15 protein-coding genes are annotated in these 15582 nt (G+C 33.8%); 3 read left to right on the forward strand and 12 right to left on the reverse strand.

Features of this window, described 5'->3' with window-relative positions; genetic code table 11:
- Positions 1–729 precede the first annotated feature (729 nt).
- The 6 genes from LEP1GSC059_RS19660 to LEP1GSC059_RS19685 form a co-directional block, all read right to left on the reverse strand.
- Positions 730–993, reverse strand: coding sequence for a BolA family protein (locus LEP1GSC059_RS19660; RefSeq protein ID WP_002176628.1), 264 nt, complete (start codon positions 991–993; stop codon positions 730–732).
- Between the two features lie 3 nt (positions 994–996).
- On the reverse strand, positions 997–1770 hold the full coding sequence (locus LEP1GSC059_RS19665; protein ID WP_002176716.1) for an ABC transporter permease: 774 nt from the start codon (positions 1768–1770) through the stop codon (positions 997–999).
- Entirely contained in the window at positions 1767–2684 is a 918-nt protein-coding gene (locus LEP1GSC059_RS19670; protein WP_002176655.1) for an ABC transporter ATP-binding protein, read from the reverse strand. The genes LEP1GSC059_RS19665 and LEP1GSC059_RS19670 overlap by 4 nt, the downstream gene beginning before the upstream one ends.
- 15 nt (positions 2685–2699) lie before the next feature.
- A complete protein-coding gene (locus tag LEP1GSC059_RS19675; protein WP_002176588.1) occupies positions 2700–4085 on the reverse strand; it encodes a dihydrolipoyl dehydrogenase in 1386 nt (461 codons plus the stop codon).
- A 122-nt stretch (positions 4086–4207) separates the two neighbouring features.
- On the reverse strand, positions 4208–5017 hold the full coding sequence (locus LEP1GSC059_RS19680; RefSeq protein ID WP_337587760.1) for a hydroxyacylglutathione hydrolase family protein: 810 nt from the start codon (positions 5015–5017) through the stop codon (positions 4208–4210).
- Between the two features lie 8 nt (positions 5018–5025).
- Complete coding sequence (locus LEP1GSC059_RS19685; RefSeq protein ID WP_000427211.1) at positions 5026–5340, reverse strand: STAS domain-containing protein; 315 nt, start codon at positions 5338–5340, stop codon at positions 5026–5028.
- A 182-nt stretch (positions 5341–5522) separates the two neighbouring features.
- Here LEP1GSC059_RS19685 and LEP1GSC059_RS19690 point away from each other — a divergent pair, with 182 nt between their 5' ends.
- Together LEP1GSC059_RS19690 and glpK are read left to right on the forward strand one after the other, a co-directional pair.
- Positions 5523–6479: an MBL fold metallo-hydrolase gene (locus LEP1GSC059_RS19690; protein ID WP_002176662.1), complete on the forward strand. Its 957-nt coding sequence runs from the start codon at positions 5523–5525 to the stop codon at positions 6477–6479.
- A gap of 66 nt (positions 6480–6545) precedes the next feature.
- Positions 6546–8033 (forward strand): glycerol kinase GlpK, encoded by a 1488-nt coding sequence (gene glpK, locus LEP1GSC059_RS19695; RefSeq protein WP_017214886.1) that lies wholly within the window; start codon positions 6546–6548, stop codon positions 8031–8033.
- On the opposite strand, the gene LEP1GSC059_RS19700 is transcribed toward glpK, so the two are convergent.
- The 6 genes from LEP1GSC059_RS19700 to sppA form a co-directional block, all read right to left on the reverse strand.
- A complete protein-coding gene (locus LEP1GSC059_RS19700) occupies positions 8030–9325 on the reverse strand; it encodes a hypothetical protein (protein WP_002176568.1) in 1296 nt (431 codons plus the stop codon). The genes glpK and LEP1GSC059_RS19700 overlap by 4 nt on opposite strands.
- A gap of 220 nt (positions 9326–9545) precedes the next feature.
- Positions 9546–9839 carry a hypothetical protein gene (locus LEP1GSC059_RS19705; protein ID WP_002176705.1) on the reverse strand — a complete coding sequence of 98 codons (294 nt, stop codon included), beginning with the start codon at positions 9837–9839 and terminating at the stop codon, positions 9546–9548.
- A 2-nt stretch (positions 9840–9841) separates the two neighbouring features.
- Positions 9842–10822, reverse strand: coding sequence for a PP2C family protein-serine/threonine phosphatase (locus LEP1GSC059_RS19710; protein ID WP_002176614.1), 981 nt, complete (start codon positions 10820–10822; stop codon positions 9842–9844).
- Positions 10819–11409, reverse strand: coding sequence for a hypothetical protein (locus tag LEP1GSC059_RS19715; RefSeq protein ID WP_081099758.1), 591 nt, complete (start codon positions 11407–11409; stop codon positions 10819–10821). Before LEP1GSC059_RS19715 ends, LEP1GSC059_RS19710 begins: the two co-directional genes overlap by 4 nt.
- 81 nt (positions 11410–11490) lie before the next feature.
- Positions 11491–12912, reverse strand: a complete 1422-nt coding sequence (locus LEP1GSC059_RS19720) for an MBOAT family O-acyltransferase (RefSeq protein WP_020981277.1) — start codon at positions 12910–12912, stop codon at positions 11491–11493.
- A gap of 35 nt (positions 12913–12947) precedes the next feature.
- Positions 12948–13943: a signal peptide peptidase SppA gene (sppA, locus tag LEP1GSC059_RS19725; RefSeq protein ID WP_020981162.1), complete on the reverse strand. Its 996-nt coding sequence runs from the start codon at positions 13941–13943 to the stop codon at positions 12948–12950.
- 142 nt (positions 13944–14085) lie between these two features.
- Here sppA and LEP1GSC059_RS19730 point away from each other — a divergent pair, with 142 nt between their 5' ends.
- On the forward strand, positions 14086–14991 hold the full coding sequence (locus tag LEP1GSC059_RS19730) for an aldose epimerase family protein (protein WP_020981284.1): 906 nt from the start codon (positions 14086–14088) through the stop codon (positions 14989–14991).
- The last annotated feature ends 591 nt before the right edge of the window (positions 14992–15582 follow it).

A 15582-nucleotide genomic window follows, 5' to 3' on the forward strand; every position in this document is an offset into this window, starting at 1 on the left:
AGAAATAGCAATCATATCTTAATTCTCTAAAATATTGATTCGTGCTTGTTTTTCAAAGAAAATGTCAGGCGATTTTATCTACTACTGTTTTTAGTTTTTTGTTCTGAGCTTATCTTATGTGCGTAAGATTACTCATTTCTATTAAATTGAGTACATAAATGCTTATCACAAAGTGTCGTTTTACGTAAGTTCGACGTAAGAGAATGAGAAAGAATTTTTTAAAAATAGGAGTTCCTACAATTTAGTGGATAGAGATTAGATTTCAGAAGAGAAAAAGAAAGTTTTCTTTGTGTTAGTTCCCACATTTTAAGAATTGATTTGTAAAACTAGTGTTTGTGTTAGTTCCCACATTTTAAGAATTGATCTATAAAATCAGTGTTTGTGTTAGTTCCCACATTTTAAGTCACATTACAGATTTTTAACATTCATTTTTTCTGGTTCGAGTTTAGAAAGTGCCACATTTATTTTTTATGGAAAAATCAAGTTTTATAAAACAAATTTCTTACATCGAACTCATGTTGTATTATGTTTCATGCAATTGATTAGCTGGAATTTAAGACGTTATCCGGCAACGAAGGATAACGCCCCGATTTTTTTACACCTGAATTCACAGGATTGAAGTGTAAACTATTTGATTGTGTATTTAAATTTTATTATGTAGTTTTGATTAAAATTCGAAAGCTTACTTTTGTTTGGGAGAACTTAAATTATAGATAGAATAGCAGACTTTTAAGAACTCGTTTCTAAAATAATTGCGTGTAAACCTCTATCCATCCAGGGTTTAAGAATGGAATATACCATTCTATGTTGTTCTAATTTAGGTTTTCCTAAAAAACTAGAAGAGACTAATACAATTTTAATATGAGTGCCTTCCGGTTTATTTTCCGGATTTCCGGTGTGACCTGAGTGTTGTGTACTAAAATCTTCCACTTCTATATAAGAAGGATTTAAATAAGAAATTAATTGAGAACGAATTTCTTCTTTGAAGCTCATAGACTAGTTTCGGATTCCGATTCCTTTTTTTAATAGATATACGGAAAGAATATAAAAGGATAAGGTTGCAACTCCAATCATAGAAAGTGCAAACCAAGGATGAATGTCACTGATTCCTAAAAATCCGTAACGGAACGAATTAACCATATATAAAATAGGATTTAATTTGGAAACGTTCTGCCAAAAAGGAGGAAGCATCTGAATGGAATAAAATACTCCGCCTAAATAAGTCAAAGGAGTCAAAATGAAAGTGGGAATGATTGTCACGTCGTCGAATTTTTTAGCGTATAAGGCGTTTAAAAATCCTCCAATTGAAAATAAAAGAGAGCTTAAGAATACGGTTGCAATTAACATAGGAAAATTATAAACTTCTAATTTTGTAAAAAATAAAGAAATCGCGATTACTAAAATTCCCACTAGAATTCCTCGGATCACTCCACCGATTGTATAGCCCAAAACGATTAAGGATGGTGGTGTGGGGGACACTAAAATTTCCTCTATGTTTTTTTGAAACTTGGCTCCGAAAAAAGAAGATACCACATTGTTATACGAATTGATGATCACAGACATCATCACAAGGCCAGGAACGATAAATTGAATATAAGTGTGATTCCCTATGTTTCCTATTTGAGAACCGACTAACTTTCCGAATATGATAAAGTAAAGTGAGATTGTGATTCCAGGAGGAATGATTGTCTGAATCCAGATTCTTAGAATTCGAACTGTTTCTTTAATGACTATGGTCTTAAATGCGTTATATTTTTCAAATAGGTTCATAGTTTTTTCTCCACCAACTTTAGGAATAGTTCTTCTAAGCGGTTGGATTTGTTTCTCATACTACTAATTTTAATTTTGTTTTGGTCTAAAATTTTAAATAAATCGTTTAAAGAAGCGTCTCCATAGATGGAAACTTCTAAAGTTGAGTTGTCTGTTTGTTTAATTTCTACTCCCGGAATCGTTTTATAAGAATTGAGATGCCCAGTAAAATCTAATATAAAGGTTTCGTGATCTAATTTTTGGAGCAATTCTTTCATAGAAGTGTTTTCTACGATTTTTCCCTGATCTATGATGGCTATATTTCTGCACAGACTTTCTGCTTCTTCTAAGTAATGAGTAGTAAGAATCACAGTGACACCGGAAGAATTTAATTTTTGTAGAAATTCCCAGAGAGACCTTCTGAGTTCAATATCTACGCCGGCAGTTGGTTCATCTAAAATTAAAATTTTAGGATTGTGAATGAGAGCCCTTGCGATCATTAACCTTCGTTTCATTCCTCCGGAGAGTCTGCCGGCGGCTTCTTTTCTTTTTTCATATAGTCCGAGTTGTTGTAGATATTCTTCGGATCGTTCCATCGCTAACTTACGATCCATTCCGTAGTAACCACCTTGGTTGACTACAATCTGACTCACTCTTTCAAAAATATTAAAATTAAATTCTTGAGGGACAACGCCGATATACGATTTTGCTTTAGAAAGATTCGTATCTAAATCCGCGTCAAAAATCTGAACCTTGCCGGAGGTTTTATTTACGAGCGAACTTAAAATACCGATTGTGGTAGACTTTCCGGCTCCGTTTGGACCTAAAAGTGCAAAAAAGTCTCCCTTCTCTACGTTTAGGCTGATTCCTTTGAGAGCTGTGATTCCACCCGAGTATGTTTTGACTAAATTTTCAATTTGCAATGCAAACTTCATAAATTTTGAATATTCCTATTGTTCTTTGGGTTGTAAAAGTTCATTTGCTTTTCTGGCGGCATTTCTTGCAATTTCGGGTAACGCAGGATGTACGTAGATCATTTTTAAAAGATCGTCTAAGGTGCCATTCATCGTCATTAGAAGGATAAAAAGATGAATCAAGTTCGAAGCCTCGTCTCCGATTGCGTGTGCTCCCAAAACTTTTCTAGACTTTTTATCTACTAGAATTTTTACAAATCCGGAGTCGGATAATCTAGCCATTCCGGTAGCGCTGGCGCTGTATGGATTTTTTGCGGCTATATAGTCTATTCCTTCTTGAATCAGTTGTTCTTCCGTTTTGCCTACTTTGGCGACTTGAGGATGTGTAAAAACTGCGTGTGGAACCGGAGGATATTCGATAGGAATTCTTTTTTTTTCCTGGTATAAGGTACGAAATAAAAATTCCCCTTCAAAATTTACGGAATGTCTATAAAAATATTTTCCAGTAATATCGCCTAACGCATACACACCGGGAGAAGTAGTTTCTAAATATTCGTTTACGACTATATATCCGTTCGGGTCCGTCTGTATTTTAGTGTTCTGTAAATTCAAAAGATCTGTGTTGGGTCTAATTCCGGTAGCCACTAAAAGAGCATCGGATTGAAGCAAAATTGTTTTTCTTTGAAAAATTACTTCTACATAAAATAAATTTTCTTTATATTCTATTTTTTGAATATTTGTGTGTAGAAATACTTTATGGTTTTTTGTAAAAATTCTTTCGAACTCCTCAACTATATCTTTGTCCTCATTTTTGAGCATTTTGTTTCGGACCAGAAAAGTCACTTCACTGCCGAAAGAGGAATAAGCAAAACCTAGTTCTAACGCTATAAAACCACCTCCGATTACAATCATAGATTTTGGAAGATCGGTTCTTCTAAGCGCCTCTCTACTTGTCATAAAAGGGGTTCCTGCAAGTCCAGGAATATCCGGAATTGCAGGTCTTGCACCGGAAGCGATAAAAATTTTTTTTGCAGTCAGTTGTTCTCCATTTACCGTAATTATCTTATCCGAGACAAAACTAGCGGTTCCGGAGATATAAGTAATGTTTGGATTTTTATCATAAGCGGGAAGAATAGAAGCGGATTCATCGTCTACGGTTTTAGAAATCCTTTCTACAAGAGTTTTAAAATCCACTTTGGGTTTTTCCGGAAATGAAATCTGAAACTTTTCTGAATGTTTTGCCAAAGAAAGGATTTCCGCCGGATAGATTAACATCTTAGAAGGAATACATCCTCGATTGAGACAGGTGCCGCCTGGATTTTCTTTTTCGATTACGGCGACCTTATAACCGATTTTAGAAGGAGGAGTGACTAATTTTGTTCCTCCTCCAGTTCCAATTACGATCATATCATATTCTTTCATAAAAAAGAACCGCCTTAGTTACAGATTTAAACCAGTGTCTGAATAGGGCAAATGATTTCTAAAATTAGATTTAAACTAAAATTTCTCAAAAATTAAATTTAGAAATAAAACTGTATTTCAATTCACCATTTATCTCTCAGAGAACGAATTGAAATAAAAAGTTCTGTGGGAGTTTGATCTAAAAGACGTTTCGGAGAAATTTTTATAGAAACGTTTTTTAGAAGTTCAGAAGAAGGACGATCACATTGAAAAAACGTATTGATTCTTTTTTCTTTACCAAGATTGGTCGTGATAAATTCTACGTTTTGAGATAAACGGGAATGTTCTTTTAAGGTATCAATTGCGTCTTGATTAGAAGGGTTCAGAGATAAAGTGAACTTTAAATTCGTTTCTAAATAATCATGGCCAGGGTATAAAAAGATTTCTTCTTCTAAAGGATAAAACTGTTCTAAAATTGTTTTTGCAAGAACTACCGGATCTCCTCCTCGAAAACAATTTCCGACACCGGCGTTAAAGAGAGTATCTCCCGTAAAAATTGCTTTCGGTTTTTGATTTTCTATAAGAAGAATGCAAACGTGACAAAAGGTATGACCCGGAGTGTCTAAAATTTCTAGATATTCTTTTGCAGAAGATAGAATCTTATCTCCTTTTTGGACGGGATGAGTTGCATACGGAATTTTTCCGATTCCTTTCGGATGGGAATAAACTGTGCAGCCGTATCTACGAACCAATCCTTGGTTTCCGGAAGTGTGGTCCGAATGTTCATGTGTATTTATAATAAAATCTAATTTCCAACCTTTTTTGTCTAAGAAAGATTCAATTTGATCGGAATCATAAGGATCTATCGAAATCGTTTGAGAGGTTTCTGAATTTTTAAGAATATAGGTGAAGTTTCTAAGGGGACTATTTGTATAGATTCGATGGATTTCCAGAAGAACACCTAACGAATAATATCCAGATGTTTATCTAAATTCGCGATTTTTAAAATAGTCATAACGTCTCTACTGATATTTTTGAGTTTAAGAGAGCCATTTCTTTCTGTTACGTATTTTTGGGAATTAAAAATGGCTCCGATTCCAGAGGAGTCCAAGTATGCATCTCCCGAAAAATCCAGAATGATTTCCGTAAAACCTTCTCCGTGTTTTTTGATAATCAATTCCTTGAGGGCAAAGGCGTTTTTGAGGCTGATACTACCTTGAATTTTGATGGTGCAAGTTGTGCCTTCGGTAAGAATTTCTGTGTTAAAATTTTCCACGTCTTTTTGCTCAGAGTCAGTTTAAATCGTATTCGATTGATTTACTAGGTAAACAAAATTTTTTTAAGAACTGCTTACCTATAAGAAATTTTTTATAAATAAAAAAGAATTCGCTGGAAATCCTAATAGAATCGATAAATTTAGACAACATTTTCTTGAAGATCGGAACTGTTTTTTAATTTATGCGCATAAAATTTTGGGGTGTACGCGGTTCGATTTCTTCCTCTGTTCGCGGAGAATCGATTCGTAGTAAGGTGCAAAAAATTCTCAGCCTTGCAACTCCAGCAGACCTACAAAGCCCCGATGCGATCGACTCCTTTTTAGATTCACTTTCTCTTTCCTATTGGAGTACTTACGGGGGAAATACAACTTGTGTCGAAATCAGAGATAAAAAAGACAATTTAGTCATCATTGACGGTGGTACCGGTATTAGAGAATTGGGAAATTCTATTTTGCACGAAGGTTTCTTGGAAGGAAAAGGAAAGGCAAAGTGGATTTTCACACATACTCATTGGGATCATATCCAAGGTGTTCCTTTTTTTGTTCCTCTTTATTCTCCCGGAAACGTATTTGAGTTTTTAAGTTCTGTGGATAATTTAGAAGAACGACTTAAGTATCAGCATAGTTTTACACATTTTCCAGTTCCTTACGAAGGATTTAGAGCCACTAAAAATTTTAAATTTATTCCGGAAGGAAAAGCGTTTCCTGTAACAGAATCCATCTCGGCGATTTCTAAATCGGTTCGTCATCCCGGCGGAAGTTTTTCCTATCGTTTTGAAGAAGAGGGCAAGTCTCTTATCTTTGCTTCGGATGCAGAATTTAATCTGGACGAAATGGAAAATATTCAAGATTATCTGAACTATTTTCGGGGAGCGGACATACTTGTATTTGATACTCAGTATACTTTTGAAGAATCGCTTCAAAAAATCGACTGGGGGCATAGTTCGGCTTCTATGGCTACGGACATAGCCTTACGGGCAAATGTAAAAAAGTTAGTGATGTTTCATCACGATCCTTCCTATGACGATGAAAAGTTAGACGCAGTTTATTTAAGAGCATTAAAATATAAAGAGATGTTTGATCCTAACAATCGTCTTGAAATTATCATGGCGCATGAAGGTTTAGAACTGGAAGTATAACTTACAGTTTTTATAATATTATAAAAATTTCATCTTTCATTCTAAATTTTTTGGAGAGGATTTTTCATGAGTGATTATATCATAGGTATAGACGCCGGAACTACCGGGATTCGAATTTTTTGTTTTAATAAATCAGGAAACATAATCTCTAACGCGTATTCCGAATTTAAACAACACTATCCGAAACCTGGTTGGGTGGAACACGATGCGGAAGAGATTTGGACTAAAACCGAAAAACTCATATTAAAAGCAATTCGAAATGGAAAATTAAGTCCTTCTAAAGCGGTAGCGATCGGAATCACAAATCAAAGAGAAACCACAGTATTGTTTGATAAAGATACTGGTAAACCGGTTTATAATGCAATTGTATGGCAATGTAGAAGAACTTCCGAAATTTGTATGGATTTTAAATCCAAAGGATTGGAACCCCTTTTTCGCAAAAAAACTGGATTGGTTTTAGATGCATATTTTAGCGGAACCAAAATTCAATGGATTCTGGAAAACGTAAAAGGTGTAAAAGCCAGAGCGGAAAAAGGAAAGATACTTTTGGGAACCATAGATACATATTTACTCTATCGATTAACCAATGGAAAATCGCATAAGACTGATCATACAAACGCAAGTAGAACTTTGATCTACAATATCGAAAAGAAAGAATGGGATAAAGAATTAACTCAAATATTAGGAATTCCTGATTCTATTTTACCGGAGACACATAACTCTCGTTCATTGTTTGGAAGAACGGAAAAGGTAAAAGGACTTCCGGACGGAATTCCGATTTCCTCTCTTGTGGGAGATCAACAAGGTGCTTTATTTGGTCAACTCTGCACCGAACCTGGAGAAGCTAAAAACACGTATGGAACCGGGTGTTTTCTTCTTTTTAATACCGGAAATAATTTTCAAATTTCTAAGAACAATTTGCTTACTACCTTAGGATGTGGACCGGAAGGAAAAACGGTTTATTGTTTGGAAGGATCGGTTTTTATCGGAGGTGCAGTTGTTCAATTTTTAAGAGACAACTTGAAATTTTTCAAAGAATCTAAAATTTCCGAAAAGTATGCGTCTTCAATAAAAAAAGAGGACGATGTGGTTTTTGTTCCCGCCTTTGCCGGATTAGGTGCTCCTTATTGGGATATGAACGCGAGAGGTGCAATTCTAGGTCTAACAAGGGATACTACTGCGGAGCAAATTACAAGAGCCGCGCTCAAATCGATTGCTCTCCAATCCTACGAACTTGTAGAAGCAATGGAAAACGATACCGGTTCTAAATTAAAAGTTTTGAAAGTGGACGGAGGTGCTACCGGAAACTCTTGGTTGATGCAGTATCAATCCGATATATTAGGAAAACGTGTAGTGCGCCCTTCAAATGTAGATACCACAGTACTAGGCGCGGCGTTTTTGGCTGGATTAGAAAGGGGTTTTTTTACTTCCGTAGCGGATCTAAAAAAGAAGTTAAAAACCAGTAAAGAATTTTCTCCACAGATGAAACAGTCTCAGAGAGAAAAAGAAATCCAAATTTGGAAGGACTCAGTTCGAAGGATCCGAACAAATTAATAATCAAAACCTAATAAACAAAATTCAAATGTCTTTTTAGCGGATGTAATTCCGGCTCCACATAAAACTCTAAATTCAGGGAAAAAAAGAATTTCTAAAATTCTTCCAGGAGGAATTTTTAAAAAGAACTGTTCGTTTCTTTCCCGTTTAGAAATTATAGTATCCATTCGGACGATTTCTACCCATTCTAAGACTTGAAAAAGAATTGTTTTTTCAGTTACGGAGTAAATTCGGATAGAACGAGTTCCGAAAATTTGAAAATTGAATTTAGACGTTTCCAGAAGACTTTGAAACTTCACTTCCATTTTTTGATTTGGGTCGGTTTTGGAATTTTCTATAGATTCTTGATAAATTGAGAATATTCCATTTTCATAATAAATTTTTCTTGAAAAATTTTTAAAAATTTCCTTTTCAACTATTTCTTCCAAGGATTCACCCACTTCCGGTTTTTTAATTGGAGAACTTAAGATTGATTTTAATTTGTTTTTGGAAATATTTTTTTCGATCATCGTTTTGACTGGAGTAGAAAGTTTAGGATATGAAAATCGAATGATTCTTTCATCCATTGACGTCAGAATCCGATTTAAAAACGGACCGTGTATCAAGGGAAGGATTTCAATCTGGAAAATTTGATCTCGTAAAAATACTGCGAATTCAGGTTCGTGACTAAATAGATTCGAAACGATTGTTTGTTCTTCTGCGGGAGTTCCTGCAAAAAGAATTTTCACCAAACGAAATAAATATGATTTTTGTTTTGCATTGAAGTAAAGGGATTCAATTTTTTTCTCTACTTCCGATTCGGATAATTCTGGGTTTATTATATCTTTTAAAGACAAATAACGTGTTGAAATCATCTTGTTTCTTCTTTGTCTAAATAGAACAAAATTTCCGGTTTTTATAACTCCTATAGTAGTAAGTTCTGATTCTTGTCTGCAAATTTGAAAAGGAATAGAACCGACAGGAAGATGTGGATTTTGTAAAATTGGAAATTTAACGTTATCCGAAATCTCAAATGATTTTTCTGGAAAACGTTCGTTTTTGGAATAAATTTTTCCCTCTTCAAAACTCAAGTAAGTTTTGAAGTCGACAGATTTTGAGGAAAATGAAACACGATTCCATTCTAAAGAATATAAAAATCTAGGTACAAGTGCAGGAAACGCGAATAAAAATGGTAATTCTTCGATTTCAGTTAGTTTAAAATCATAAAATGGATTTACTGTAGATTTTAGTCGAACAACCGAGTCTGAATCGGCTTTGATGAAAAAATAGTTTAACCCTTCTTCGAAAGACATTAGATCTTATTGTACTAATTAAATAAAAAAAGATTAGTTCTAAAATGTAACGAGTTTTTACAGCGAATTAGGTTCATTTTTTTGATAGTTTTACCAAACATGATCAAAATCTATTTTAAAACTTTAAATGTAGAACTCCTACTTTTTTCTAATTTTATGATTAGGTAAAAATTTTCTGAAATTGATATAAAATTAAGTAATTTTATTTAAAAAATAATTTTTAAAAAGTTTGGCGAACTGTTTCGGGAATCGGAGAAGAAAGTCTCGGAGGAAAATGACTTTTTTTAGTGAGTTTAGAAACAAGCGCTTTTTTAAAATCATTGAAATTATATTCAATTTTTAGAATGTGAATTTCATCTTCCAATCCGAAAGGAATAAATTCTATAATTTCGTCTTCGGTCATTCCGGTAATCAGAGAAACGTCTTGGAGAATTCTGCCCAACTTACGAACGTCTCTTTCTTCCAAAGGAATTAGATTTAGGATTTTAAGTTCAAGTTCGCTCAGTTCTAACATAATTATTTTTTACGAATCATCAGGATAGTCATATCATCCTGAATTTTTCCACCCGTATGTTTTAGAATTTCGGTGAAAAGCGCATCTGCGATTTTAGTAAGATCTTTTTTCGGAATCTCATCTAAAAATTGAAATAAACTTTCACCAAAATATAGATTTCCATTATTTTTTTGTTCGTAGAGTCCATCTGTAAAGCAAAATACTATATCTCCTGATTCTAATCGAAATTTACTTTTGCCTTGTACGTTTTTTAAAGTAGAATTCATTGTGATTGATATAAATTTTCCATCGGTTTCTATGATCTTATTTTTTCCCGTTTTTTTTTGATGAATTACAAAACTAGGATGAAGACCAGAATGTTCCAAGTTTCCATCTTTGTCTATCTTGATCAAAAGAAAAGTTGCATATAAGTTAGGACTAATTTTGGGATTTTGTTTTATTCTTTTTAAAAGATCTTCGTTGATCTGTTCTATAACTTCGTAAGGACTTAAGTCGTGTTTTACTAACAATGACATATCTTGAAAAATCATCATGCTGAAAATTCCGGCGAGATAACCATGTCCCACAGAATCTCCTATACCTATCCAATAGTTTCCTTGAAGATCCGTTAAAAAATTATAAAAATCCCCTCCGATTGGATTATAAGTGAGAGTTCTTCCATAGATTTCATAGTTTTCGTCATCTAAAGGTAAGGGAAACAGATAACTCTGCATTCTGTCGTCGCCCTTTCTATAACGTTTTCTCATTTTTGAACGTATTTCTTCTTCTGGAAGAATTTTTTTTGTGAGAAATAATATAAAAGAAACATAATTTACTAAATAAATAAAAACAATTATACTTAGATAAAGTAGAATTTTTTCTTTTTCTGAGAACGAGGAATTTTTTAGAAATACAATCGGAGAGATAATACAAACCAAATTTATAACAGGTGGAATCCAGCCGACTTTTTGGAAGTAACTTTTGATATAATCCGACAAATTCATGGTTGATAAAAGTAGGCGTGAAACTGAAATTCTTTTTTAAGAAAATTTTTTCTTGAAATTTGAAAATATCGATCTTCCAAATAGGGCTCGCGGATTCCGTCTAACAGTCCGTATTTTTTTTCCTGATAACCGGATTCATACAATAATGGGACGAGAGTTTTTGTAGAAGGATCGTGGTGGTACAACAATTTATGATAAAACGGAAAATATTCGATTTGGAACGTTCCTCTATTTCCTTGAAAAAAAACTTCTCCCTTTTCGTATGTCTCTAATAAAACCCAGTTTCCTGAAACAACGTATTTACCTTTTCCACTTACGATATGAATTGTATATTCGTTTTTATCCTTTATTTCCCGTTTCGTCGATTTTTCAAATGTTAGATTTTCAGCATTTAGTAAAATTTTTTCCTGAACGATGTTTTTATAAAAGAGAGTATTGATGTGAGATCTTTCTGGTCGATTTCTTACATACATTCCCCTAGGAATTTTTTCCGGATTTGTTTCTAAAATAGAATTAGGGGGAAGGGCTCGAATCCATGAAGTAGAACATCCAAAAAAAAATGAAAAGGTAAAAAAAAGTAATTTGATTAAACTTGAAAGGAAAAAGTTTTTTTTATAATTCAAATTAATCTCCCTTTCAAATTTTATCCCTTTTTTTAACAGAGGGTTTTAAAATTGAAAATAAATAAATTCTCCACCGCCGTCTCCAAATACTCCTAGTAGTAAAAGTAGAATAACACTTAAGACAGGAATTAAGAATTTAGAATGCTTTTCAATTTTTTCCATTGATTTAGGAAAATACTGGAGAGAATTAAAACTTATGGTTAGTAGTATGAATAACAAGAGTTCTTCCCAACGAGGAAGAATCTTTCCTGAAAAAAAGTTTTGAAAACCTTTTATCAAATCAAATAAAAAAGAAACTGAATTCTTTCCAGCAGAACCAGCTCTAAAAAACAAACCGGAAATTAAAAATAGGTTTAGAGTAATTGTGTTTTTTAAAAAACGAATCGTCTTTGACGGAATTATATTTGTACCTTGTATCTGTTTCGGTTCTAGGATTCTTTCTATGGCGAGTACAAAACCTAAATAAGCTCCCCAAAGAACAAATGCTATATTGGCTCCGTGCCAGAGACCGCCCAAACACATCGTGAGAAACATATTCCACTGAGATCTAAATTCTCCTTTTCGACTTCCACCAAGAGGAATATAAATATAATCTCTGAGCCATGAAGAAAGCGTTATGTGCCATCTCCCCCAAAATTCTCGAAACGAAGTAGATAAAAAAGGTCCTTTAAAATTTTCAGGGATTTCATATCCGAGTAAGAGCGCACTACCTCTGGCCATATCCGTATAACCTGAAAAATCGCAATAAACCTGACAGATAAAACCGAACGCACCGATATAGACGGAAGCGGAATGATACTGACTCGGTTCCAAGTAAAGAGGAGAAATGATTCCGGCGATAGAATCTGCTAAGACAGACTTTTTAAATAATCCAAAGATTAAAAGAAAAATCCCTTGTATCATTTTGTGTTTATCAATTTCAGGATAATTGAGTTTTGGTAAGAAATCGGTCGATCTCATAATCGGTCCTGCGATCAGCTGAGGAAAAAAAAGAATAAATAGAAAGTAATCCAAAGAGCTGATTTTTTCTGGAACCAGACCTCTATGAATATCCACTTGAAGCGCAATCAGTTGGAACGTATAAAAGCTAATTGCAAGAGGTAAAAGGATTTCTACAGAAGTCCCTAACCTTTGCCAAAGTTCCATACCGGTAAATGCGCCTAGAGAGTCCATTAAAAAATAATAATATTTAAAAAAAGCCAAGTTGATCGTATTGAATATGATTGCCCACTTAAGAAGACCTTTTGTGGATTCTCCATTTCCTTTTTTTTCCCAGAGTTTAAGAGAAAGATAATAGTTGATTCCAATTACCAGAAGAAAATGAATTAAAAATGTTATGTGAGAATAGCCGTAAAATAGGATGGAAGAAACAAGTAGAACCTTTTTTTTTGCTGGCGCCTCTACATTCCAATAGATCAAATACGTGATCAGAAATAAAAATAGAAAAGGTAGAGAATTAAATAACATTAATATTATTAGATTCTAAATTTCTAATGGTCGTCTTAGTAAGACCAAAGATATAAAAAACGAACTTGTTTATTTGTTCCTAAAATTTTAGAAATAGTAGAATCTGGTTTGAGTTCCGGAGATTGTACTTGGTAAAAGTTTGTTCTTTGGTCGTTACTACGAGAATAATAAATAATTCTAGGATTTGTATTTCCAAGAGTTTTTTTGTAATTTGGAAGAGCCATCGTCTCTTGTACAGCATTGTCAAAATAACCTATTTTATCGATTAAACCGTGCTGAAGCGCTTGGGACGCTGTGAAAATTCTTCCGTCTGCAATTTTACGGAGTTCCGACGGATTTTTTCCAGGTCTTCCTTTTTTGACAATATCGAAGAATTTTTCAAAAAGATCGTCCACAATAGATTGAAGTAATTTTCTTTGTTCTGAGGAAAGTTCTTCCAATGGGGATCCAATTGTTTTGTTTCCACCAGAACGAATCGACTGATCCTTAACTCCTAGTTTATCTAAACCTTCTTTGACGTTAATTCCGGAAAGAATTACACCGATGGAGCCGGTCACGGAAGTAGGGTGAGCGATCAAAAGATCGGTAGCCATCGAAATATAATAGGCTCCGCTGGCTGCAGTATCCATAAAAAGAGAAACTACAGGAATTTTCTTTTTGGTTTTAAACTGAAGAATTTCTCTGTAAATGATGTCGCTTGCAGTAACGGAACCTCCTGGAGAATTGATTTTTAAAATGATCGCTTTGATTTCCGGATCTAATTCTGCAAGTTCCAGTTGTTTTTTGACTCCGACTAAGATAGAATCTTCTTGGCCTCCAAAAAAGTTTTTTTCACCCTCGTCACTGATCACTCCGTCTATGGGTATGATTAGAATCTTATCTTCATTTTGACCAGAAATCAGTTTCTCCCTTAGTTCTGCTGTTTTTGAGGGAAGTAGTCCGCCTAAGTTCGTATTGATAGGAATATAACAATTAGAAAAAAAAAGGTTTAGAAAAAGAATTTGGGCCCAAATTAGAATCGAGTGCTTCAAAAGAAATTCTCCTGTGGAATCGTCAGTTTCCCCGAATCAAGTAGGTTTTCAATTCCTTTCTAATTCTTAAATTTTGTGTCTAAAGGAATGATTTCTACAAAATGAATGGAAAGGATTTTGAATTTCTGAAAAGTTTGCCGATGTGTTTGAGATTTTTAGCGATGGCTCTCGATTAAAATTTACGGATCATGGTGAACAAATCCTTTCTTGGGTTTGGAAACATCCCTTAAGCGGAAAGGAACTGGAAATTATTTCCGGTTATAATAAAAGTGAATCTTTTTTTTCTTCTGGTTCTTATTTGATGTATCCTTGGGTCAATCGACATACAGATGATCGAATTCGTCTGGGAGAAGACTGGATTTCATTATCTTCCATCACAAACAAAGATAAAAATGGTTATCCTATTCACGGACTTGGTTTTGCTTGGAAACGAAAGATTCTCCAAAAAACGGAAGATTCTATTCAGTTTGAACTTTCTCCGGAAAAAGAATTATTAAATTCTTCTTTGGGAAATGTGATTGTTCGAGAGACGTATTCTCTTAGAAGAATTTTCAACGAAGAAATTCTGACTCTCAAAACTGATTTTTTAAACCATAACCCTTATCCGTTTCGATTTTGTTATGGGTATCATCCCTATTTTAGGATACAATCGGACAAACAACCTTGTATTCTTCGATCTAATCTTTCGAAACAGATTCCTTTAAAAGAAGACCTGACACCAATATATCCAATTTATGCTAGGGAAACGGATCGATTTAAATTAGATAAGATTCCAATTTTAGATTCTTTATTTTTTGGTGAAGATTCTTGGGTTCTTTTGCAGATTCCAGATGATTCTTACGAAGTTCGGATTCGATCCAACTTATCGAATAAAAGTGATATACAGCTTTCGTATTTTCAAATTTATACAGACTTCTCTAAAAATAGAATTGCAATAGAACCGATGAGCGCGCCAGGGAATGCAGTTGTTAACGGCTTTTCTTTAACTACCATTCTTCCCGAAGAAAAAAAGAGCGGAAGTTTTCAAATCGTTGTGAAATGTATTTAACGTGAGTTCGTGGAGAAAATGAGAAAGGATTTTTTAAAAATATGAGTTTCTAACCATTTAAGAATTTGTTCGTAAAATCGCGATTTGCGGTAGTTCCCACAGATTAAGTCACATTACAAATTTTTAAACCTTTACTTTTTGTATGAGTTCCCGCATTTTAGGAGTCGGTCCATAAAGTTCAGTCTCGACTTTTTTCAGAAAAATGAATTCCTTACGCTGAACTCACGTTATTTAACGCAAACTCAATATTAGAAAGTTAAAAAAGTAGTAGTTCCTACAACTATTTAAAACTGTAGTTTCGAAATTTTACGAGAAATTTTTCTAAAAGAGAACTCTATAAAATTTAAAAAAAATCGTAGCCCAATTAAATTTTTACATAAAATCACCGTTTTGCGGCCATCACAAAAATAAAAAAATTATTTTATAAAGATTTCTTAAAAGTAGTAGTTCCCACATGGATCGGAATGAGTTGTAAAATCTTAATTTGTGAGAATTCCCACAAAAGAAACCTTTTTACTTGTAAAAGTATAATTTTATGATAGAGAAAAGCCTCTCGACCAAGTTCTCTCAAAATTTTTTTCGAATTTTTAG

The sequence above is a fragment of the Leptospira noguchii serovar Panama str. CZ214 genome (genome assembly GCF_000306255.2).
In the GTDB taxonomy this organism is placed as follows: Bacteria; Spirochaetota; Leptospiria; order Leptospirales; family Leptospiraceae; genus Leptospira; species Leptospira noguchii.